The 22272-nt window shown below is 64.4% G+C and carries 17 protein-coding genes, 2 tRNA genes and 1 pseudogene; 12 read left to right on the top strand and 8 right to left on the bottom strand.

Going from position 1 to position 22272, the window contains the following annotated elements; genetic code table 11:
• Positions 1-65: 65 nt before the first annotated feature.
• The gene (locus ETQ85_RS00240) at positions 66-641 is read left to right on the top strand and encodes a Maf family protein (protein ID WP_148577122.1); all 576 of its coding nucleotides are present in this window, start codon (positions 66-68) and stop codon (positions 639-641) included.
• A 3-nt stretch (positions 642-644) separates the two neighbouring features.
• The gene (locus tag ETQ85_RS00235; protein WP_148577121.1) at positions 645-1358 is read left to right on the top strand and encodes an SAM-dependent methyltransferase; all 714 of its coding nucleotides are present in this window, start codon (positions 645-647) and stop codon (positions 1356-1358) included.
• Positions 1359-1362: 4 nt separating this feature from the next.
• On the opposite strand, the gene ETQ85_RS00230 is transcribed toward ETQ85_RS00235, so the two are convergent.
• From ETQ85_RS00230 to ETQ85_RS00215, 4 genes are read right to left on the bottom strand one after another with little or no spacing between them, the layout of a single operon-like run.
• Positions 1363-2304 (bottom strand): S49 family peptidase, encoded by a 942-nt coding sequence (locus ETQ85_RS00230; RefSeq protein WP_148577120.1) that lies wholly within the window; start codon positions 2302-2304, stop codon positions 1363-1365.
• A 2-nt stretch (positions 2305-2306) separates the two neighbouring features.
• Positions 2307-2633: a Rieske (2Fe-2S) protein gene (locus ETQ85_RS00225; protein WP_246128557.1), complete on the bottom strand. Its 327-nt coding sequence runs from the start codon at positions 2631-2633 to the stop codon at positions 2307-2309.
• Positions 2630-3286 carry an HAD-IA family hydrolase gene (locus tag ETQ85_RS00220; protein WP_148577118.1) on the bottom strand — a complete coding sequence of 219 codons (657 nt, stop codon included), beginning with the start codon at positions 3284-3286 and terminating at the stop codon, positions 2630-2632. The genes ETQ85_RS00225 and ETQ85_RS00220 overlap by 4 nt, the downstream gene beginning before the upstream one ends.
• Positions 3279-4235, bottom strand: a complete 957-nt coding sequence (locus ETQ85_RS00215; protein WP_148577117.1) for an RluA family pseudouridine synthase — start codon at positions 4233-4235, stop codon at positions 3279-3281. The genes ETQ85_RS00220 and ETQ85_RS00215 overlap by 8 nt, the downstream gene beginning before the upstream one ends.
• 546 nt (positions 4236-4781) lie before the next feature.
• Between ETQ85_RS00215 and ETQ85_RS00210 the strand changes: the two genes are divergently transcribed.
• The gene (locus ETQ85_RS00210) at positions 4782-7772 is read left to right on the top strand and encodes an Rne/Rng family ribonuclease (protein ID WP_148577116.1); all 2991 of its coding nucleotides are present in this window, start codon (positions 4782-4784) and stop codon (positions 7770-7772) included.
• Between the two features lie 51 nt (positions 7773-7823).
• Here the strand turns inward: ETQ85_RS00210 and ETQ85_RS00205 are convergent, their stop codons facing one another.
• Together ETQ85_RS00205 and uvrB are read right to left on the bottom strand one after the other, a co-directional pair.
• The gene (locus tag ETQ85_RS00205) at positions 7824-8318 is read right to left on the bottom strand and encodes a low molecular weight protein-tyrosine-phosphatase (RefSeq protein WP_148577383.1); all 495 of its coding nucleotides are present in this window, start codon (positions 8316-8318) and stop codon (positions 7824-7826) included.
• Positions 8319-8414: 96 nt separating this feature from the next.
• The gene (gene uvrB, locus ETQ85_RS00200; RefSeq protein WP_148577115.1) at positions 8415-10475 is read right to left on the bottom strand and encodes an excinuclease ABC subunit UvrB; all 2061 of its coding nucleotides are present in this window, start codon (positions 10473-10475) and stop codon (positions 8415-8417) included.
• Between the two features lie 116 nt (positions 10476-10591).
• Between uvrB and ETQ85_RS00195 the strand changes: the two genes are divergently transcribed.
• The 8 genes from ETQ85_RS00195 (at position 10592) to pabB (ending at position 19195) form a co-directional block, all read left to right on the top strand.
• The gene (locus ETQ85_RS00195) at positions 10592-11800 is read left to right on the top strand and encodes an amino acid aminotransferase (protein WP_148577114.1); all 1209 of its coding nucleotides are present in this window, start codon (positions 10592-10594) and stop codon (positions 11798-11800) included.
• Between the two features lie 95 nt (positions 11801-11895).
• A tRNA-Asn gene (locus tag ETQ85_RS00190) sits at positions 11896-11971 on the top strand.
• A 59-nt stretch (positions 11972-12030) separates the two neighbouring features.
• Positions 12031-12106: transfer RNA gene (locus tag ETQ85_RS00185), tRNA-Asn, on the top strand.
• Positions 12107-12607: 501 nt separating this feature from the next.
• Positions 12608-13696: a GTP 3',8-cyclase MoaA gene (moaA, locus tag ETQ85_RS00180; RefSeq protein ID WP_148577113.1), complete on the top strand. Its 1089-nt coding sequence runs from the start codon at positions 12608-12610 to the stop codon at positions 13694-13696.
• A gap of 38 nt (positions 13697-13734) precedes the next feature.
• Positions 13735-15009 (top strand): molybdopterin molybdotransferase MoeA, encoded by a 1275-nt coding sequence (gene moeA / locus ETQ85_RS00175; RefSeq protein ID WP_148577112.1) that lies wholly within the window; start codon positions 13735-13737, stop codon positions 15007-15009.
• 136 nt (positions 15010-15145) lie between these two features.
• A complete protein-coding gene (locus tag ETQ85_RS00170; protein ID WP_148577111.1) occupies positions 15146-16057 on the top strand; it encodes a hypothetical protein in 912 nt (303 codons plus the stop codon).
• A gap of 113 nt (positions 16058-16170) precedes the next feature.
• Positions 16171-17328, top strand: coding sequence for a polyphosphate kinase 2 (ppk2, locus tag ETQ85_RS00165; RefSeq protein WP_148577110.1), 1158 nt, complete (start codon positions 16171-16173; stop codon positions 17326-17328).
• Positions 17329-17413: 85 nt separating this feature from the next.
• The gene (pabB, locus tag ETQ85_RS00160; RefSeq protein ID WP_148577109.1) at positions 17414-19195 is read left to right on the top strand and encodes an aminodeoxychorismate synthase component I; all 1782 of its coding nucleotides are present in this window, start codon (positions 17414-17416) and stop codon (positions 19193-19195) included.
• A gap of 18 nt (positions 19196-19213) precedes the next feature.
• Here the strand turns inward: pabB and ETQ85_RS26035 are convergent, their stop codons facing one another.
• Both ETQ85_RS26035 and ETQ85_RS00145 read right to left on the bottom strand, forming a co-directional pair.
• On the bottom strand, positions 19214-19906 hold the full coding sequence (locus ETQ85_RS26035; RefSeq protein WP_187394521.1) for a hypothetical protein: 693 nt from the start codon (positions 19904-19906) through the stop codon (positions 19214-19216).
• 420 nt (positions 19907-20326) lie between these two features.
• Positions 20327-20743, bottom strand: a complete 417-nt coding sequence (locus ETQ85_RS00145) for a hypothetical protein (protein ID WP_148577106.1) — start codon at positions 20741-20743, stop codon at positions 20327-20329.
• Positions 20744-20944: 201 nt separating this feature from the next.
• Here ETQ85_RS00145 and ETQ85_RS00140 point away from each other — a divergent pair.
• Positions 20945-22230 (top strand): annotated as a pseudogene (locus ETQ85_RS00140) (O-acetylhomoserine aminocarboxypropyltransferase/cysteine synthase family protein).
• The last annotated feature ends 42 nt before the right edge of the window (positions 22231-22272 follow it).

The raw sequence follows: 22272 nt of genomic DNA, 5'->3' as shown, positions 1-22272 counted from the left end.
GGCTTCCCGTGTCAAAACCCTGCTCACCCCACCGTGCGGATTCTTCCTGCCGGTGCCTGCCGCCCATGAAACTCGTCCTTGCCTCCACCTCGGCCTATCGCCGGGAACTCCTGCAGCGCTTCGGCCTGCCCTTCGACGTGGCGCGCCCCGACATCGACGAGTCGCCGCTGCCCGACGAAACCCCGTGGGCCACCGCAGAGCGCCTGGCGGTGGAAAAGGCCCATGCCGTGGCCGGGCAGTTTGAGGACGCGCTGATCATCGGCAGCGACCAGGTCGCCTATATGGACACAGCCCGCTTCGGCAAACCGGGTACCACCGAACGAGCCGTTGCCCAGCTCAAGTCGATGAGCGGCCGCACCGTAATCTTCCATACTGCCCTGGCGGTGCTCAACACCCGCACCGGGCATGTGCAACTCGATGCCGTCCCGACGGAAGTCCGCTTCCGCACCTTGTCCGACGCAGAAATCGTGCGCTACGTAGACAAGGAACGCCCCCTCGACTGCGCTGGCAGCGCCAAATCCGAAGGTCTCGGCATCACCCTGCTCGACGCGCTGCGCGGCGACGACCCCAACGCCCTCGTCGGCCTGCCATTGATCGCCCTCGCCCGCATGCTGCGCAACGAAGGCCTCGCGCTACCCTGACCGATGACCGCCGGCACGCTCTACCTCATCCCCGTCAGTCTCGGCCCGGCCCCCACCGGACTCACCACCCCCGCCGAAGTCGGCGCCCGCGCGCGTAGCCTCAGCTACTTCGTCGTCGAAAACGCCAAAACCGCCCGCGCCGAACTGAAGCGCTTTGAACATCCGCAAACCCTGCGCGACCTGGACATCCGCGAGCTCCCGGTAAAACCGGGACAGGCCGACCTTGACACACTCCTCACCCCGGTTCTCGCCGGCATCGATGTCGGTCTGATGTCCGAGGCCGGCTGTCCGGCGGTCGCCGACCCCGGCGCCCTGCTGGTTCGCCGCGCCCACGAACGGGGTATCCGGGTCGTGCCGATGGTCGGCCCGTCGTCGCTGCTGCTGTCCCTGATGGCCTCCGGCCTCAACGGCCAGAGCTTCGCCTTCCACGGCTACCTGCCGGTAGACGAAGAAGCCCGCAACCGGCGCATTCGCGAACTCGAAGCCGAGTCATCGCGCTTCTCGCGCACCCAGCTGTTCATCGAAACCCCCTACCGCAACGACCGCATGTTCGAGGCCTTGCGCACCACGTGCAAGCCGGAAACCCGCCTGTGCGTCGCCCGCGACCTGACCCTCGACAGCGAATGGATCACCACCCGGCGCATCGCCGAATGGAAAAAGGCCGCCGCACCGGATCTGGCGAAGCGGCCTACGGTCTTCCTGATCCTCGCGGACTGAAGACTCAGCGCATGCTGGTGCGCGACAAGGTATTCATCAGACTCTGAGCCATGTCGGCACCAAAACGCGCGGCGAAACGCTCGGCAAAATTCTGCTTCTGAGTGAAGTCACGGATGCTTTCCGCCTTGATCACATCCCGCGCCACCGACTCCACCGTCCCGAAGCCATCCGCCAGACCAAGCTCGACGCTCTTCGCGCCGGTCCACATGAGGCCGGAGAACATGTCCGGGGTTTCCTTCAGGCGCGAACCACGCCCCTTGCGCACGGTATCGATGAACTGGGTGTGAATATCCTGGAGCATCACTTTCGCATGCTCCAGGTGCTTTGGCTGCTGCGGAGAAAAAGGATCCAGAAAGCCCTTGTTCTCTCCTGCCGTCAGCAGGCGACGCTCAACCCCCACCTTGTCCATCACGCCGGTAAAGCCGAAGCCATCCATCAGCACGCCAATCGAGCCGACGATGCTGGCCTTGTCCACAAAAATGCGATCGGCCGCCGCAGCCACGTAATAACCGCCGGACGCACACACATCCTCAACCACGGCGAACAGCGGCACATTCGGATGCAACTTGCGCAGGCGCACGATTTCGTCGTTGATGATCCCCGCCTGCACCGGACTCCCGCCCGGACTATTGATGCGCAACACCACGCCCTGGGTGCCGGCGTCATCGAAGGCGGCCTGCAAGGCCCCCACGACATGCTCGGCGCTAACTTCACCCTTCGGCGCGATCACACCTTCAAGACTCACCAGCGCAGTGTGCTTGCCGCCATCAAGAGGCTCGGCACTGCCGAAATCACCAAACGACCAGAAAATCACCCCCAAAAAGGTCAGCGACACCAGCTTGAAAAATACCCCCCAGCGGCGACGCCGCTTCTGCTCCGCAAGGGTTTCCAGCGCCAGCTTCTCCAGCACCGCGCGCGCCCAACTTTCTTCCCTGCTATCCATCATCGTCACTCAACCAGAAAAACACCCCCGTCGCGCTCGACGACGGGTATCGACTTCAGGTACGCACCCCGGCACGGCCCCGCCACACAACGGCCGCTCTCGGGCTCGTACAGGGCGCCGTGGGTAGCGCAAATCAGATACAGGCGGGAATCATCGAAGAACCTCCCCGGCTGCCAGTCCAGCTCGATCGGCACATGGGCACAGCGGTTGAAGTAGGCGTACACCCGGCCGCCAAAACGAACAACGAACGCCGGCTCTTCGCCGGTCACCCGCGTCACCGTAAAACGGACGCCGTCCTCCCCCTCCCGCACAGCCTCCGACAGGCAGATCACGCATTGGCCTCCAGCCAGGCGCGCAACTCGACGGGCGCATGCACGCAGGCAAGCGGCGCCTCGGCCAGCAACTGCGCCGCCGGATGGGCACCAAAACTCACAGCCAGGCCAGCCACACCCGCGTTTTTCGCCATCAACAGATCATGGGTGGTGTCGCCGATCATCAAGCAAGCCTCAGGCGCCACACCCAGCTCATCCATCAACTCATGCAACATTGCCGGATGCGGCTTCGAGAAGCTCTCGTCGGCACAACGGGTGGCGTGAAAGAACGGCCCCAGCCCCGAAAAGCCCAGCGCCCGGTCAAGCCCCTTGCGGCTCTTGCCGGTCGCCACCGCCAACAGATGCCCCTTGCCGTGCAGGCTTTCGATCAACGCATGCGTGCCATCGAAAAGGGTCAGCTCGTGGTCACCGGCCAGATAGTGGTAACGATAACGCTCCACCATCTTCGGATAGTCCGCCTCCACCAACTCGGGCACAGCGTGACGCAACGCATCCACCAGGCCCAGACCAATCACATGCCGGGCCCGGGCATCCGCGGGAACCGGCAAGCCCAAGTCGGCACTGGCCGCCTGAATGGCATGCACGATGGCCGCCGCCGAATCCATCAGCGTGCCATCCCAGTCGAAAACGATCAGTTCAAAACGTTTAGCCATATTCCCTCTGTCCGGCCTGCTCCACCGCCACGACAAACTCTTCCAGTTCGGCCGGCAGGGACGCGGAGAGTTCAATCAACTGGTCGGTGAGCGGATGATGAAAGCTCAGCTTCGCGGCATGCAGGAACATGCGCTTGAGCCCTTCCTTTTCGAGCCGCTTGTTGAGGGCGAAATCCCCGTACTTGTCGTCGCCGCACAGGGGAAAGCCCGAGTGGCTCAAATGCACGCGGATCTGGTGCGTGCGGCCGGTCTTCAGCTCCACCTCGACCAGACTATAGGCCTGCCAGCGCTTGAGCAGACGCACGATGCTGTGGGACGGCTTGCCTTCCGGGTTGACGCACACCCGCCGCTCCCCGCCCTCGGTCAAATACTTGAACAGCGGCAGCTTGATGTGCTGCAACGGATTCAGCCAGCGCCCCGCCACGAGGGTCAGATAGCGCTTCTGCACCTTGCCCTCGCGCATCATGTCGTGGAGCACGGTCAGCGCGCTGCGCTTCTTGGCGACGATCAGCAGGCCCGAGGTCTCCCGGTCGAGACGATGGACCAGCTCGAGAAACTTGGCCTCCGGCCGCTGCCGACGGAGCTGCTCGATGAGCCCGAAGCTGACGCCGCTGCCGCCATGCACGGCCAGCCCGGCCGGCTTGTCGAGCACCAGCAGCGCCTCGTCCTCGAAGAGGATATCGAAGGGCTTGCCGACCGGAATGGCCGGCCCGGCCTCCTTCTCGGCCACGCGAATCGGCGGAATGCGCAACTCGTCGCCCAGTTGCAGGCGATAGGTCTGATCGACCCGGCGGCTATTCACCCGGACCTCGCCGCTGCGCAGGATGCGATAGATATGACTCTTCGGCACCCCCTTGCATTCCCGGACGAGGAAGTTGTCGATGCGCTGTCCGGCGCTGCCTTCATCCACGCGAACGTGGCTTACTGCGGGAGCTTTACTCAAGGCCATCTTTTTCAAATATACTGATTAGCGGTTTTTTCGGTCCTGATGCGTGGCGCTCGCCTGCAAGTGTGTTGTTCAGAGATTCAACACTGGCCCTCGCCCGCCCCAGAGCGACTCAACGCTGGCTTTTCCAGCGTCTTCACCGCTCCCGAAACACCACAGGAAGGTCCGTCGCCAGACCAAAAAGAGGGCGATGGTACTGTATTCGACATAAACTTGTATCTATTGCGCGCCAGCGCACACGCAGATTGACGGCCCTGAATGCAGGGGCGGTGAAGGAATCGTAGCAAGCAAGCCCGAGGTCGCGATGAGGAACGCTGCTGTACTCAGAGTACAAGCAGCACCGGAATCGCGAGACCAGTCGTGCAGTAGATTCATCACCAGCCTCTCAGCGGAAATCGCGATTCAGGGTGCATAGACGAACCCCGCCGCCCACATTTAGTTTGATTCCCCTCGATGAAGGATAGTCGCGATAACGCCAAACTAAGTCACCGCAGTTAAAGCGGTGTCGCGGTTCGTCCTGCCCGTGTGCTGCGCGGGAGAAGAAGACGAATGAAGCGCATGCTCTTCAACGCAACGCAGGCCGAGGAACTCCGCGTTGCCATTGTTGACGGTCAAAAACTGATTGACCTCGACATTGAATCGGCCGCCAAGGAACAACGTAAAAGCAACATCTACAAAGCCGTCATCACGCGCATCGAGCCCAGTCTCGAAGCCGCTTTTGTCGACTACGGCGCCGAGCGCCACGGCTTCCTGCCGTTCAAGGAAATTTCCCGCTCTTACTTCCAGCCTGGCGTAGACAGCCGTGCGTCCATCAAGGAAGCACTGAAGGAAGGCCAGGAGCTGATCGTCCAGGTCGAGAAGGACGAGCGCGGCAACAAGGGGGCCGCCCTCACCACTTTCGTGTCCCTGGCCGGCCGCTACCTGGTGCTGATGCCCAACAACCCCCGTGGTGGTGGCGTATCGCGCCGCGTCGAGGGTGACGAGCGTGCCGAACTGCGTGACGTCATGGACCAGCTCGAAGTCCCCGGCGGGATGAGCCTGATCGCCCGTACTGCCGCCATCGGCCGCAACGCCGAAGAGCTGCAATGGGACCTGAACTACCTGCTGCAACTATGGACCGCCATCGACGGTGCTGCCGGCTCGCAAACCGGCGCCTTCCTGATTTACCAGGAAGGCAGCCTGGTCATTCGCGCCATCCGTGACTACTTCCAGCCCGACATCGGCGAAATCCTGATCGACACCGACGACGTGTACGAACAGGCTCGCCAGTTCATGGCGCACGTGATGCCGCAGAACGTGAACCGCGTGAAGCGCTACCACGATGACGTGCCGCTGTTCTCGCGCTTCCAGATCGAACACCAGATCGAATCGGCCTACTCGCGTCAGGTGACCCTGCCCTCCGGCGGCGCCATCGTGATCGACCACACCGAAGCCCTGGTTTCGGTGGACGTGAACTCCGGTCGTGCCACCCGCGGTGCCGACATCGAAGAAACCGCCTTCAAGACCAACTGCGAAGCCGCCGATGAAGTGGCCCGCCAGCTGCGCCTGCGAGATCTCGGCGGCCTGATCGTCATCGACTTCATCGACATGGAGTCGCAAAAGAACCAGCGCGAAGTCGAAAACCGCCTGCGCGATGCTCTGCGCTACGACCGGGCCCGCGTCCAGACCGGCAAGATCAGCCGTTTCGGCCTGCTCGAACTGTCCCGTCAGCGCCTGCGTCCGGCCCTCGCCGAGACCAGCTACATCCCCTGCCCGCGCTGTAACGGCACCGGTCACATCCGCAGCACCGAATCCTCGGCCCTGCACATCCTGCGCATCCTCGAAGAGGAAGCCATGAAGGACAACACCGGCGCCCTGCACTGCCAGGTTCCGGTCGATGTGGCCACTTTCCTGCTCAACGAAAAGCGCGACGACATCGCCAAGATCGAACAGCGTCACAAGGTCATCCTGGTGCTGATCCCCAATCGTCACCTCGAAACGCCGCACCACGAAATCGTCCGCCTGCGCCACGACCAGATCAACCTGGAAGAAGGCGCCATCCCCAGCTACCGGATGGCCACCAAGCCGGTCGACGAAGACTACACGCCGCCATCGGCCAACACCGACCGCCCGGCCCGCCAGGAAGCTGCCGTCAAGGGCATCACCCCGGACCAGCCGGCACCGATCGTCGAACCGAAGGCCGCTCCGGTCGCCGCAGTCGTCCCGGAAAGCCAGCCCGGCCTGCTCGCCCGCATCTTCGCCTTCTTCCGTGGCGAAAAGCAGCCCGAGCCCGCACCGGTGGTCGTCCAGCCCGAAGCCCCGCGTCGCGAGTCCCGTCCGCGCAACGAACGCGGCGGTCGTCGTGACGGTCGCGATGGCCGTGGCCGTCGTGATGGCCAGAAGGAGGAACGCAGCGGCGAGCGTACCGAACGGCCCGAGAACAACCGGGAAAACCGTGAAGGTCGCGAAGCGCGCGACAACGCCCGCACAAGTGCTGAAACGCCGGTGGTCGAACGCGAAAAGCCCCAGCGCCAGCGTGGCGAACGTCAGGAGCGCGGTGAGCGCCCCGAACGGGAAGCCCGGACCGGTGAGCGCGCCGAACGCACCGAACGCGGCGAGCGTGGCCGTAACCGCCAGGCACCGAAGCCCGCCGAAGCCGAAGGCGTTGTCGCCAGCGCCGAGCAGGTAACGGCAGTGGCCACTGTCGCTGCCGTCGCCAGCCTCGACACGGCTGCCGCAGCCGCAACCGCGGAAGGTGAAGCCAATGCCGAACGCAGCCGTCGCAGCCGTCGCGGTCGCCGTGGCGGTCGTCGCAACGAGGAAGCCGGCACGACGGATGTCGCAGCGCAAGGCGAACTGGAAATCGGCGAGCAGGCTCAAGCCAGCGTCGAAGCCGTTCAAGCCGAAGCCGCCCCGCTGACGCTTGCACCGGTCGCCGAGGCCAGCCCGGCACCGGTGATCGTCGAAGCCGCTGTCGCAGTTGAAGCCCCTGAAGTGATCGCAGTCGCTCCGGTGGAAGCAGCACAGCCGGTGATCGTCGAAGCCGCCCCCACCGTCGTGGCGGTGGTCGTGGAAGAGTCCGCCAAGCCCGACCTGATCGAACAAACCGTCGAAGCCGCCCGTCAGCCCGTCGCGGTGGCCGCCGCAGCGGTCGAAGCAGCGCCGGAGCAGCTTGTCGAAGTCGTGGCTGAGGTCGTCGCAGAGGCCCCTGTCCAGATCGAGGCCGCTGTAGTCGAAACGGCTCCTGTCGTTGAAGCTGTCGTGGCGGCGCCCATCGTCGAAAGTGCTCCGGCCGTACAGGTGGAAGCACCGATCGTCGAGCCCGTCGTGGCAACGGTTGTCGAGGCACCTGTCGTCGTGACGCCGGTCAGCGAAGTGGTCGACCTGTCCGCCACGCTGGAAGCCAGCGGCCTGGTCTTGATCGAGACCCGCTCGGAAGCCGTTCAGGCCTTCCAGGCCGAAGCGCCGACCGAACCGGCGCAACCGGTCCGGCGTCGCCGCCGTGCCGCAGCAACGGTGGTCGATGAGCCCCTGGTCCAAGTCGAAACCGGCCCGAAGTAAACACCCGGTGCCCAAGTAAAAAGGCCAGCCCCACGGGGCTGGCCTTTTTTATCAACTCACCGACTGCCGCCTTCGGTTCACCTCCGGCATGATCGCCTCGACCAGCCCCTGCACCGCGTCCTCGCACAGGTCGAGGACCGCATCAAAGCCATTGGCGCCGCCGTAGTACGGATCGGGCACATCGTCCCGGCGGGAAGTCTGCGCATAACTCATGAACATGCGCACCTTGTGCTTGCAGCCCTCCGGGGCGCGGTCCTGCAGGTATTCAAAATGCTCCCGGTCCATGGCCAGGAGCAGGTCGAACTCGGCAAAATCCTTCGGCTCGACCTTTCGTGCCCGCAGGCGGGAAAGGTCGTAGCCCCGACGCAGCGCGGCGGTCTGGGAGCGCGGATCGGGCGCTTCCCCGCAGTGAAAGCCCTGGGTTCCGGCCGAATCGACGCGTACAACCCCTTCCAGCCCCGATACTGCGAACCAACGCCGTGCCACGCCTTCTGCAGTCGGTGATCGGCAAATATTGCCGGTACACACAAACAGTATTTTCATTATGGGTGTCCCTCCTGCCGGCAATTTAAGCAGGCGGCGGGCGGAACGTACAAGAGCAAGGACCAATTTGTTCAGAATCTCTCAGCCGGAGGCGTCGGTTTAGGCAGATACATCGTGCCCGTCAGCCCCGAACACCTGCTGCCGCAAGCGGAAAAGCCGGTCCCGCGCAGCGGCGGCCTTTTCGAAATCCAGATTGCGGGCATGTTCGAGCATCTCCTTCTCGAGCTGACGGATGGTCTTTGCCAGCGCTTTCTCATCCATGGCCAGGTAGTCGGCACGGGCTTCATCGGTGGAAACGGCGGCATTGCCGGAAGACGCATCATAAACACCGTCGATGATGTCCTTGATGCGCTTTGTCACGGACTTGGGCGTAATCCCGTTTGCCTCGTTGAAAGCCAGCTGCTTGACGCGGCGACGCTCCGTTTCGCCCATTGCCGCATTCATCGAAGCGGTGATCCGGTCGGCGTAAAGAATGGCCGTGCCGTGGAGGTGCCGGGCAGCCCGGCCGATGGTCTGGATCAACGAGCGCTCGGAGCGCAGGAAGCCTTCCTTGTCGGCATCAAGAATGGCGACCAGCGACACCTCGGGAATATCCAGGCCCTCCCGCAGCAGGTTGATCCCCACCAGCACGTCAAACTCGCCCAGCCGCAGATCGCGAATGATCTCGACCCGCTCCACGGTGTCGATGTCCGAGTGCAGGTAGCGCACGCGGATGCCGTTCTCGGCCAGGTAATCGGTGAGATCCTCGGCCAGGCGCTTGGTCAGCACGGTAACGAGAATGCGCTCATTCACCGTCAGGCGCTTCTTGATCTCGCCCAGCAGATCGTCCACCTGATTGACCGCCGGCCGCACGAGGATGATCGGGTCCACCAGGCCGGTCGGGCGCACCACCTGCTCCACCACCTGGCCCTGATGCTCCTTCTCGTAGGCCGCCGGGGTCGCCGACACGAACACCGTCTGCGGCAGCAGGCGCTCGAACTCCTCGAACTTCAGCGGCCGGTTGTCCATCGCCGAAGGCAGACGGAAGCCATACTCGACCAGGTTCTCCTTGCGTGCCCGGTCACCCTTGTACATCGCCCCCACCTGCCCGATGGACACGTGGGATTCGTCGATGAACATCAGGCCGTCCTTCGGCAGGTAGTCGATCAGGGTCGGCGGCGCATCGCCGGGGTTGCGCCCGGACATGTGGCGCGAGTAGTTCTCGATGCCCTTGCAGAAGCCCAGTTCGTTGAGCATTTCCAGGTCGAAGCGGGTGCGCTGCTCGATGCGCTGGGCCTCGACCAGCTTGCCGGCCTTCTGGAAGGTCTCGATGCGCAGGCGCAGCTCGTCCTTGATCGCCTCAAGGGCGCTCAGCACGGTGGCCCGCGGCGTCACGTAATGGCTCGACGGATAGACCGTGAAGCGCACGATCTTCTGCTTGAGGTGGCCGGTCAACGGATCGAACAGGGTCAGGTGCTCGATCTCGTCGTCGAACATCTCCACGCGCAGCGCGTGCTCGGCGCTTTCGGCTGGAAAGATGTCGATCACATCGCCACGCACCCGGAAGGTGCCGCGCTTGAAGTCCACGTCCGCCCGGTCGTACTGCATCGCCACCAGACGCTGGACCAGATCGCGGTGGACGATCTTCTCACCCTCCCGCAGGTGCAGCACCATGCTGTGATAAGCCTGCGGATCGCCGATACCGTAGATGCACGACACCGACGCCACGATCACCACATCGCGCCGCTCCATCAGGCTCTTGGTGGCCGACAGGCGCATCTGCTCGATGTGCTCGTTGATCGCCGAGTCCTTCTCGATGAACAGGTCGCGGGACGGCACGTAGGCCTCGGGCTGGTAGTAATCGTAGTAGCTGACGAAATACTCCACCGCATTCTCGGGGAAGAACTCGCGAAACTCCGAATACAGCTGCGCCGCCAGCGTCTTGTTGTGAGCCAGCACCAGCGCCGGACGACCGCAACGGGCGATGACGTTGGCCATCGTGTAGGTCTTGCCCGAGCCCGTCACCCCCAGCAGGGTCTGGAACATCAAGCCGTCGTCGATACCCTCGACAAGCTTGCGAATTGCCTCGGGCTGGTCGCCCCCGGGCTGAAAAGGCTGGTGGAGCCGGAAGGGGCTCCCCTCGAAGACCACTACGTGTCCGCTATCGGATTGATCGGCCATGATAAAATATTGGATTAAGTCAATCGGCGGCGCCCGGCAAACATCGCGGGCAACCCCGTATTATCACCCAGCGACCGGCACAAAGCGCCTCGCACCTTTTGTCCTTTGGAGACCCCATGAGTTCTTCGATCTTTGCTGCGGTGGAACTGGCCCCCCGCGATCCGATTCTTGGCCTGAACGAAGCCTTCAACGCGGATACCCGCAGCACCAAGGTCAACCTCGGTGTTGGCGTTTATTTCGACGACAACGGCAAGATCCCCCTGCTGGGCGCCGTTCGCTCCGCCGAAAAAACCCGCCTCGAAGCGGCCCCGCCCCGCGGCTACCAGCCCATCGAAGGCCCGGTTGCCTACAACAGCGCCGTGCAGAACCTGCTCTTCGGCGCCACCAGCCCGATCATCACCGAAGGCCGCGTCGTGACCGCCCAGGCCCTCGGCGGCACCGGCGCGCTGCGCATCGGTGGCGACCTGCTCAAGCGCGTCGTACCCGGTGCCACCGTCTACATCTCCGACCCGAGCTGGGAAAACCACCGCGCGATTTTCGAAGCCGCCGGCTTCCCGGTCGACACTTACCCGTATTACAACCCGGAAACTCGCGGCGCCAACGCCGAGGCGATGCTCGCCAAGCTCAACAGCCTGCCGGCCGGCTCGATCATCGTGCTGCACGCCTGCTGCCACAACCCCACCGGCGCCGACCTCACCGAAGCCCAGTGGGCCGAAGTGGTCAAGGCCTGTGCGGCCCGCGGCCTGATTCCCTTCCTCGACATGGCCTACCAGGGCTTTGCCGACGGCATCGAGCCGGACGCCGTCGCGGTGAACCTGTTCTCCGCCTCCGGCCAGTCCTTCTTCGTGTCCAGCTCCTTCTCCAAGAGCTTCTCGCTCTACGGCGAACGCGTCGGCGCCCTGTCCATCGTCACCCAGAGCCAGGACGAGACCACCCGCGTGCTGTCGCAGCTCAAGCGTGTGATCCGCACCAACTACTCCAACCCGCCGATCCATGGCGGCGCGATCGTGGCTGCCGTGCTGTCCACCCCGGCCCTGCGCCAGGAATGGGAAACCGAACTGGCCGGCATGCGTGACCGCATCCGCGCCATGCGTACCGGTCTGGTCGAACAACTGGCCGCCCGCAAGGTCGACCAGGACTTCTCCTTCGTGATCAAGCAGCGCGGCATGTTCTCCTACACCGGCCTCACCGCCGCCCAGGTTGAACGCATGCGCGCCGAGTTCGGCATCTACGCCGTCGGCACCGGCCGCATCTGCCTGGCTGCGCTGAACACCAAGAACGTCGATTACGTGGCTGACGCCATCGCCGCCGTCATCAAGGCCTAAGCCTCGCCCCCCGTCCCCGGCTTCACCGCCGGGGACGAAAGCGCGCAAATAGTCTTGACGTACCCCGTCATCGCAACTAAAATGCGCGCCTCTGTTCCTCGATAGCTCAGTCGGTAGAGCGCCGGACTGTTAATCCGTAGGTCCCTGGTTCGAGCCCAGGTCGAGGAGCCAGAAAAATTTGCGGTGATGTGCATTCCATTCAGTGAATGCATATGACCAAACCCGTCAGATCCTCGATAGCTCAGTCGGTAGAGCGCCGGACTGTTAATCCGTAGGTCCCTGGTTCGAGCCCAGGTCGAGGAGCCAAGACAAAGCAAAAAGCCAATCCTTCGGGGTTGGCTTTTTGCTTTGTCTGGTCCGCGGCCAGCACGGGCTGCCGCTGGCCGCGCCTGACTCCCCCCCGACGTCGACGAATCCCCGGTCACCCTCGCCTCAAAAAACGGCGGCGCTGACCCATTTTGAGGCGATATTGGCGAGCGCGTCATCGCCGTCGCCTCACTTTTAGTCAGCGTCGCCTCAAAACAAGTCGATCGAGACTGCCGCGCCCCCCCTGTCGCCTGAAAATGAGGCGACCGCGGGGAGCAGGGAGCCGGCGTCGATGAATGTTCACCCGACGCCGCCTCCCCAGGGGGCGCGAGCGGTCCGGCAGCGATGTCTGGCTTGCCCCTTCTGCCATCCGGGTTGCCCTTCGCCGCCCGGCGCCCCATAATTTTCAGGCGGGGCGCTTTCGCGCCTTGCCCCAGAACAAGGCGCCGATGCAGGCGGAGGCCTTATAAGAGCACCTCTGCCGCACAGCACCACGAGACGATGACCCAGAGAGTGATTCCCCTCGCCGACGAGCGTCAGCTCCGGCAACTGCCGGCGATCCCCGCCGAGCTTCCTGCCCCCACCGGCCAGCTCCTCGACAGCCGCGGCCGCCCGATCAAGGATCTGCGCATCTCGGTGACCGACCGCTGCAACTTCCGCTGCGTGTATTGCATGCCGAAGGCGGTGTTCGACAAGGACTACGCCTTCCTGCCGCGGGAATCCCTGCTGTCCTTCGAGGAAATCACCCGCCTCGCCCGCCTTTTTGCGGCCCATGGCGTCACCAAGATCCGCCTCACCGGAGGCGAACCGCTACTGCGCCGGAACCTGGAGGAACTCATCGCCCAGCTGGTGGAGATTCCCGACATGGAGGTGACCCTCACCACCAACGGTGTGCTGCTGCCCAAGAAGGCCGCGGCCCTCAAGGCGGCCGGCCTCAAGCGGGTCACCGTCAGCCTCGACTCCCTCGACGACGCGGTCTTCCGGGCCATGAACGACATGGATGTGCCGGTTTCCGATGTGCTGAAGGGCATCGAGGCCGCCGAAGCCGCCGGGCTCGGCCCGATCAAGATCAACATGGTCGTCAAGCGCGGCCTCAACGATCAGGAAATCCTGCCCATGGCGCGGCGTTTCCGCGGCAGCGGGCACATCCTGCGCTTCATCGAGTTCATGGACGTGGGCAGCTCCAACGGCTGGCGCATGGATGACGTGGTGCCCTCGGCCGAAGTCGTGCAACGCATCCACGCCGCCTTCCCGCTCGAACAGATCGACCCCAACTACACCGGCGAGGTCGCCGAGCGCTGGCGCTACGCCGACGGCGGCGGCGAGATCGGCGTGATCTCCTCGGTGACCCAGGCCTTCTGCTCCACCTGCACCCGCGCCCGCCTGTCCACCGAGGGTCGGCTGTACACCTGCCTGTTCGCCCAGAGTGGCCACGACCTGCGCGCCCTGATGCGCGATCAACGCAGCGACGCCGAACTGTCGGCCGTCATCGGCCAGATCTGGAGCGGGCGCAGCGACCGCTACTCGGAAATCCGCAGCGCCGAAACCGCCTCCCTGCGCAAGATCGAGATGTCCTACATCGGCGGCTGACACGCCTTCAGCCGCCCCCCAATCCTGGAGACACCCCGGTGACATCCCTCGCCAGCCAGTTCAGCTGCCACGACGACTACGACCCCAACGCCCTGGCGGTAGACCTGGGCCGCCAGTTGATCCTCGACACCCTCACGCCGATCACCGGCATCGAACACATCCCGCTGCGCGATGCCCTCGGCCGCATCCTCGCCGAGCCCGTCATCTCGCCCATCGACGTCCCGGCCCACGACAACTCGGCGATGGACGGCTACGGCCTGCGCGGTGACGATCTCGCAGGCGACAGCGAAACCAACCTGAGCGTCATCGGCACTTCCTTCGCCGGGCACCCCTTCGACGGCCCGGTCGGCCCCGGCCAGGCCGTGCGCATCATGACCGGTGCCAAGCTGCCGCCCGGCGTCGATACGGTGGTGATGCAGGAAGTCGTGCATGCCACCGACGAACAGGTCACGGTTCCCGCCGGCCAGCGCAAGGGGCAGAACGTGCGCCGCGCCGGTGAAGACCTGCGTGGCGGCGTAGCGGCCCTCGCCGCCGGACGCCTGATCCGCCCCGCCGAACTGGGCCTGATCGCCTCCCTGGGCATCGGCGAAGTCGGGGTGCGCCGGCGTCTGCGGGTCGCCATCTTCTCGACCGGCGACGAGGTGATCTCCATCGGCACCCCCGCCCGCGAAGGCCAGATCTACGACAGCAACCGCTACACCCTGTTCGGCATGCTCACCCGCCTGGGCTTCGACGTGATCGACATCGGCGTGGTGCGGGACGACCCGGCGAGCCTCGAAACCACCTTCCGCGAGGCGGCATCGATTGCCGACGCGGTCATCACCAGCGGCGGCGTGTCGGTGGGCGAGGCCGACTTCACCCGCGCCATGATGAGCAAACTCGGCGAAGTGCTGTTCTGGAAGATCGCCATGAAGCCGGGCCGCCCGATGGCCTTCGGGCGCATCGGCAAGGACGACAACGGCGCCTGGCTGTTTGGCCTACCCGGCAACCCGGTGGCAGTGATGGTGACCTTCTACCAGTTCGCCCGCCCGGCCCTGCTGCGCCTGGCCGGTGTCGCCCCGCTGCCCGAGCAGCCCCTGCTCCAGGCCGCCTGCATCACGCCGATCCGCAAGGCGCCGGGGCGCACCGAGTTCCTGCGCGGCGTGCTGTTCGTCGAAGACGGCGAGTGGAAGGTCAGGCTCACCGGCGCCCAGGGCTCGGGCATCCTCAGTTCCATGACCGACGCCAACTGCTTCATCGTGCTGGGCCCGGCACAGGGCAGCGTGGCCGCCGGCGACCCGGTGGCTGTCCAGATTCTCGACGGAATCGTGTGACCCTGGGCCTGGCGGTGGGTGAAATTGTTGGTCGGCTGCATCAAAAGGCGTTTTATGGTGCAAAATTTCGTGTTCGAGCAGTCAGAACATAAATAGCAGGCCAAGCCGCCCCCCAACCTACAGCCAAGAGCGGACCATGGACAACAACGTTCCGGAAGGCACCAAGCAGCTCATCGAAGGCCGCGAGCGCGTCTTCTATTCGGGATACTGGGTCAAGACCTACAAAGTCCCCGAAGACACCCTGCAGGCCAAGCGCAAGCTGATCGGTGCCCTCACCCGTCGCCTCTTCAACCACGTCGAGCACGGACTCAACATTCCGGGCAGCCGCCTGAATGAAGCGCGCAAGAGCTACGAGGACGAAACCGACGAAACCCGCCGCCGGGTCAAGGGCGCGATGCTCGCCGGCGCCCTCTTCAACCGCGCCGCCGACATCTTCACCAAGCTGGTCGAACTGCAAAGCGTGGGCATCGAAATCCAGTCCGACAACGCACTGATGCGCGAATGCGGGCGCTGCCTGCAGGAAGCCCTCGGCCTCGGCCGCCTGGTGCTGCACCGTTCCGGCGAAGAAGGCATCGACGAGTTGTGGGGCGAGCCCTTCAAGGCCTTCTCGATTCCCCTCGAAGACTTCTACGAGAGCCGCTACGTCAAGATCGGCATGACCCTGCGCGACATCGACCTGATTGCCAACGGCATCGTCGCCAGCTTCGAACCCCTGCCCTGTTTCAGGGGCATCGAGCCCCGCGTCCGCGACTTTGCCCTGGCCGCCCAGATCAAGACCGAAACCCTGCGTACCGATCCGGACATCTTCGACATCTGGACCAGCTTCGTCACCGCCAGCGAACGGCTCTACGCCCACTTCCACAGCGATGCGATGCCGGACAACGCGGAAGAGCAGCACCTGGTGGAAGATGGTCGCCTGCTCATCCAGCAGGGCCGCGACCTGGTGAGCTATATCACCCGCGCCCGCACCCCCATGCCCAAAAGCACCACCGAGTATATCGAGCGCTGCAAGGCCTACGCCGAGCGCTGCGCCCGCCGGGCCGGTTGAACCCGGCCGGTGGTGGCCCATCCAGGCCAAAACCATTGCGCTCGCCAACGCCCGCCGGACTTCGCGATGACGAGCCTCCTGAATTCCGTCATGCACAAGAAGAAAGGTCGGCCATGAGCACAAAAAAAGACGCCTCCACCAAGCCTGCTGCAGCCAGAAGCCCGCGCCGCGCCCCCCGGCGTGCCACCGCCGGCGATACGGCACCGAAAAACACCCCCGCCAGCATCGAGAACTTCGTCGTCGACGAAGCCGTGGAAGCCGCTCGCGACGCCAAGCTGTCCGCCGTCAGCGACATCATTGCGACCCTGGCCAAACACGACACCCACAGCATCGCCGAAACCCTGCAGGCCATCATGGCCGGGGCCTCGCCGGACGACGCCGAAATCCTGCGTAACGCCCTGCTCCAGGAAGACGAAGCCGTTTACAAAAGGCTTCCCTCGCACCCGGACGACGAGCTTGCCGATGGCTGGCGTGACGGCGGCTATCCGTACAAGAACCTGATGTCCCGCCGGGCCTACGAGAAACAGAAATACCGCCTGCAGGTCGAGCTGCTGAAGCTCCAGGCATGGGTCAAGGAAACCGGCCAGCGCGTGGTGGTCCTCTTCGAAGGCCGCGACGCCGCCGGCAAGGGCGGCACCATCAAGCGCTTCATGGAACACCTGAACCCCCGCGGCGCCCACGTGGTGGCCCTCGAGAAGCCCAGCGACACGGAACGCGGCCAGTGGTACTTCCAGCGCTACGTGCAGCACCTGCCCACCGCCGGCGAAATCGCCCTGTTCGACCGCTCCTGGTACAACCGGGCCGGCGTCGAGCGTGTGATGGGCTTCTGCACACCCGACGAATACCTCGAATTCATGCGCCAGACGCCGGAATTCGAACGCCACCTCGTCAGAAGCGGCGTGCACATCATCAAGTTCTGGTTCTCGGTCAGCCGCGAGGAGCAACGCCGCCGCTTCAAGGAGCGCGAATCTCACCCCCTAAAGCAGTGGAAGCTGAGCCCCATCGACCTGGCCTCCCTCGACAAGTGGGACGACTACACCAAGGCCAAGGAAGCGATGTTCTTTCATACCGACACCGCCGACGCTCCGTGGACGGTAATCAAGTCGGACTGCAAGAAACGCGCACGCCTTAACGCGCTGCGCTACATCCTGCACAAGCTGCCCTACACCAACAAGGACATCGACCACATCGGTCCCCTCGACCCGCTCCTCGTCGGCCGGGCCCACGTGGTGTACGAACGCGGCGAGCACGCCGGCAGTCCGCTGCTGTAAAGCCATCCTTCTTCGCAGCCCGGAGGCAGGGAGTAATCCTTCCTGCCGCTACGCCCCGGGCTGACGAGCAGGTAAACTCCGGCGCGTGACCGCCAAAACACCCAACCTCCCCTTCGCCCTTTTCGACAACAACCTCGACGCCACCGGCCAGTCCGGCGCCTGGCTGCTCACCGGCCTGCGCGAGGAAGTCGTGTGTACCGATCCCGCCACTTGGCAGGCCTGTCTTCAGCGCCTCGAAGACGCCGCCCGCGGCGGTGCTTGGGTCGCCCTCGCCGCCGCCTACGAACTTGGCTACGCCATCGAGCCGCACCTGCTGCCCCTGCTCCCGGCCGCTCACGGCCCGCTGCTCAGCGGCTGGATCTTCGAGCAGGGCGAGTGGCTGGACGAGGCGGCCTGCGAGGCCTGGCTGCTCGCCCATTCCGACAGTGTCGTCGGTGGCACCAGTGCCCTGACGACCGACCTCGCCGAACACGACTACCTCGGCCACATCGCACGCATCCGCCAGTACATCGCCGACGGCGACTGCTACCAGGTCAATTTCACCTTTCCCCTCAGCGGCCACACCTTCGGCAATCCTGCGGCTCTCTACCGGGCGCTGCGCGCCGCCCAGCCGGTGCGCTACGGCGCCTTCATCGGCCATGCCGGTGGCGCCATCCTGTCACGCTCACCCGAACTTTTTGTCGAACGCCAGGGTACAACGCTGATCAGCCAGCCCATGAAGGGCACCGCCCCCCGGAATACAAACCCCGACGCCCTCGCCGCCTCCGAAAAAGACCGCGCCGAGAACGTCATGATCGTGGATCTGATCCGTAACGACATGGGCCGTCTCGCCCCGCCCGGTGGCGTGCGCGTCGAGAACCTGTGCCGGGTCGAGCCCTACCCGACTGTCTGGCAGATGACCTCCCGCGTCATCGCCGAACCGGTGGATGCCGGTCTGGCCGACATCTTTCACGCCCTCTTCCCGTGCGGCTCAATCACCGGCGCACCGAAGATCCGCGCCATGGAGATCATCCACGAACTGGAGGACACGCCCCGCGGCGTGTATTGCGGCGCCCTCGGCTGGATCCGCCCCGGGGGCGATTTCCGCCTCAGCGTGCCAATCCGCACCCTGCTCGTGGACGAAACGGGTGCAACCCGCCTCAACGTCGGCAGCGGCGTCGTGTTCGACTCCAGCCCGCAAGGGGAATGGGACGAGTGCCACCTCAAGGCGCGCTTCCTCACGGCGCTACCCAAGGGCCTGCGCCTGATCGAAACCCTGCGCTACGCGCCGGTGGGCGATACACGCTTCCCGTATCTGGACGAGCACATCGAACGCCTCGGCGACTCGGCCCGCTGGTTTGGTTTTCCCTTCGACGAAGGCTGCTTCCGGCGGCTGCTGGACGGCATTGTTGCCACCGAGCCTTTGCGCGTCCGCGTCACGCTCGGCCAGGGCGGCGACTTCACGCTGGAGCAAGCTCCGCTCGCCAGCGGTGCCCCAGGGGACGCACCAACAATCGTGCTGTCGCCCGAACGGGTGAGCAGTACCGACGTGCTTCTCCGCCACAAAAGCACCGCCCGCCAGTTGTACGACCGGGAGCTTGCCCGCGTGATGGCGGCCGGACACTTCGACGCCTGGTTCCTGAACGAACGGAATGAACTGACGGAAGGGGCACGCACCAACCTCTTCGTGCAAAAAGGGGAAATCCTGCTGACACCGCCGCTGGAGGCTGGCGTGCTGAACGGCGTGCTGCGACGTCGTTTACTGCGGGAAGGCCGGGCGCAGGAAGCGCCTCTAAGCCTGAACGACCTCCGGGAGGCGGAGGCCGTCTTTGCCGGCAATGGCCTGCGCGGGCTGATCCGCGTCCGCCTCGTCGCCGACGAAGCCTGACGCGGCGCCCCTGACGCCTTACTTGGCGCTCTTGCCCTTCGGCACGATGGCCAGCTGCTCGACCAGAGCGCGGGTACTGGCGGCGTTTTCCTTCAACAGCAGTTGCACACCGGCCCGCAGCAATTCGGACTTGGTGCAGATGCGCCCGGCCTTGGCGAGGGTTTCACGCAGGGTCTTGAGCTGGGCGTGCTCGCTCTTGGGCATCGAGAAGGAGTCGCGGACCACTTTTTCGCGGCTGGGTTTGACCGGCTTGGCCACCTTTTCAGCCTTGGCCGGCTTGTCGGCCTTCGGTGTTTTTTCAGCCTTGGCCGGCTTTTCAAGCTTCACAGGCTTGGCCTTCTTGTCGACGACCGGCACAGCGACCTTTGCCACCGGCGCAGCGACGGGCTTGACCACCGGCGCCGCCTTGGCAACAACAGGCTTCTTCGGGGTCACAGCCAGCTTCGCCGTAGCAGCCGGCTTCGCAGCGCGAGGCGCCTTTACGACAGCCGGCTTGACCGGTGCCACGGGTGCCGCCTCAGCAGCCACCGGGGCAACAACGCTGTCGACCACCGGAGCGGCCACTTCAGCAGCCGGCGCAACGACCACCTCGACCACTGGTTGCGGTTCGGCCACGACAACGGATGCCGGCACCTCGACCACCGGGTCGGGCAAACGCGCGGTCAGGGCTTCGTTTTCCTTCTGCTGCGTCGATTTGGTTTTGCTGTTCATGCTTTTTCTCCTGTCAGATTCACTACTTCCACAACCAGTGTGTCCACCTCACGCGCCAGCTGCATGGTGAATGCCGGCTTGCCCGCCCCGCCCTTGCAGAACAGGACCGCAAGCACCTCCGGCCTCTCCACAACACGCCATTGCGTAATACCGTATTATTCTTGCGCGAAAAACGTACCGTGACAAGTCCACCTTGCACCGCATCGTTGAAGAAGCCCACGGACAGGGCAAAACAGCCCACAAAATCATGGCATGGGTACGACATACCGGGCCACAACCGACATCGGAAGCGATAACCGTCAGTGACAAATGCGCAGGGCGGCGCGAGGAACGAACCAACCCGGACCGGACGGATTACCGCCACGGCCAGGAGGGTGGAAAAGATGGAAATCCAGCAGAAAGCCTGCTGGCAGCTGTCGATCAGCGCAAGAGGTCGGTACGGAAACCTGCCCTCGACGGACGCGACAGAATGACGTTCTGTTGCTCACCATCATGGCCCCGGGCCTTTACGCCGCCGTCGCAACTGCGCAAGCCACGGGCCCCCATGCGCAGACACTGCACGTCGTCGCAACCGCACTTGGCGAGAAGGTCGGAGGCTTCACCGTCATCCACTTGGTCAATACGCAGCAGTTCGAGAAAGCGCACAGCCGAAGCGCGGCAACCAAAGACCGTCAGGCGACCATCATTGGCACACAACCAGCGCTCATCGACGCGGATACCCAGGCAGTGCTCACGGCCGCCACTCAGGCGGTGAATGCGAATCCGGGTCTGCCCAAAGCGCCATAGCGGCGCAACGGCAAGTTCAAGCCAGGTCGCATTGCGTCCTTTGAGTTCCATTTGTCCCCTCCTTATTATTGTGTCCCGCTGATGCCCGCCAAAATCCGGGCCGGCAACGCGGTACTTTGCGTATTATCAGCAAACAATCATATAAAGGGGAGGTGGCGATTCCCGGAATGGCTACAGGGAAAACCCTGTCAAAACAAGGTCCGCCATGCCGTCGCCAGATTCCCGTGCGCATTCAACCAGGAGAAAAACACGATGAAAATCGAAACCCTCGCCGTCCACGGCGGCTACAGCCCTGATCCGACTACCAAGGCTGTCGCCGTACCAATCTACCAGACCACCTCCTACGCCTTCGACGACACCCAGCACGGGGCCGATCTGTTCGACCTGAAGGTGGCCGGCAACATCTATACCCGCATCATGAACCCCACCCAGGCGGTGCTCGAAGCCCGGGTGGCGGCCATGGAAGGCGGCATCGCCGGCCTCGCCCTGGCCTCCGGCATGGCGGCCATCACCTACTCGATCCAGACCATCGCCGAAGCCGGTGACAACATCGTCTCGGCGTCCACGCTGTACGGCGGCACCTACAACCTGTTCGCCCACACGCTGCCGCAGATCGGCATCACCGTGCGCTTTGCCGACTACCGCGACCCGGCCTCCTTCGCCCCGCTGATCGACGCACGCACCAAGGCCATCTTCTGCGAATCGGTCGGCAATCCACTCGGCAACATCACCGATTTCGAGGCGCTGGCCGCCATCGCCCACGCCCACGGCATCCCGCTGATCGTGGACAACACCGTACCCTCGCCCTATCTGTGCCGGCCCATCGAACATGGCGCCGACATCGTGGTGCATTCGCTCACCAAGTATCTCGGCGGCCACGGCACCTCCATCGGCGGCATCATCGTCGATAGCGGCAAGTTCCCGTGGGCCGAGCACAAGGAGCGCTTCCGCCGCCTCAACGAGCCCGACGTCTCCTACCACGGCGTGGTGTACACCGAAGCCCTCGGCCCAGCCGCCTACATCGGTCGCGCCCGCGTCGTACCCCTGCGCAACATGGGTGCCGCGATCAGCCCCTTCAACGCCTTCCTGATCCTGCAGGGTGTCGAGACGCTGCCCCTGCGCATGGACCGCATCTGCGAAAGCACCCTGAAAGTGGCCGAATTCCTGAAGGAGCACGCCAAGGTGGCGTGGGTGAATTACGCCGGCCTGCCCGACCATCCCGACTATCCGCTGGTGCAGAAGTACATGGGCGGCCGCGCATCGGGCATCCTCAACTTTGGCGTGAAGAGCACCGACGGCGACGGCAAGGCGGCCGGCGGCCGCTTCCAGGACGCCCTCAAGCTGGTCACCCGCCTGGTGAACATCGGCGACAGCAAGAGCCTCGCCTGCCACCCGGCGTCCACACCACCCACCGCCAGTTGTCGCCGGCCGAAATGGCCAAGGCCGGGGTGTCGGAAGACATGGTCCGCCTGTCCATCGGTATCGAGCACATCGACGACATCCTGGCCGACCTCGACCAGGCACTGGCGGCGGTGTAATGCAAAAAGGGCCGGGATTTTCCCGGCCCTTGAAAGTGGGTT

Origin of the sequence: Zoogloea oleivorans (assembly GCF_008107625.1) — a bacterium.
Lineage (GTDB): Bacteria > Pseudomonadota > Gammaproteobacteria > Burkholderiales > Rhodocyclaceae > Zoogloea > Zoogloea oleivorans.
The sequence above is the reverse complement of the archived record's forward strand: the minus strand, read 5'-3'. Positions and strand labels throughout refer to the sequence as shown.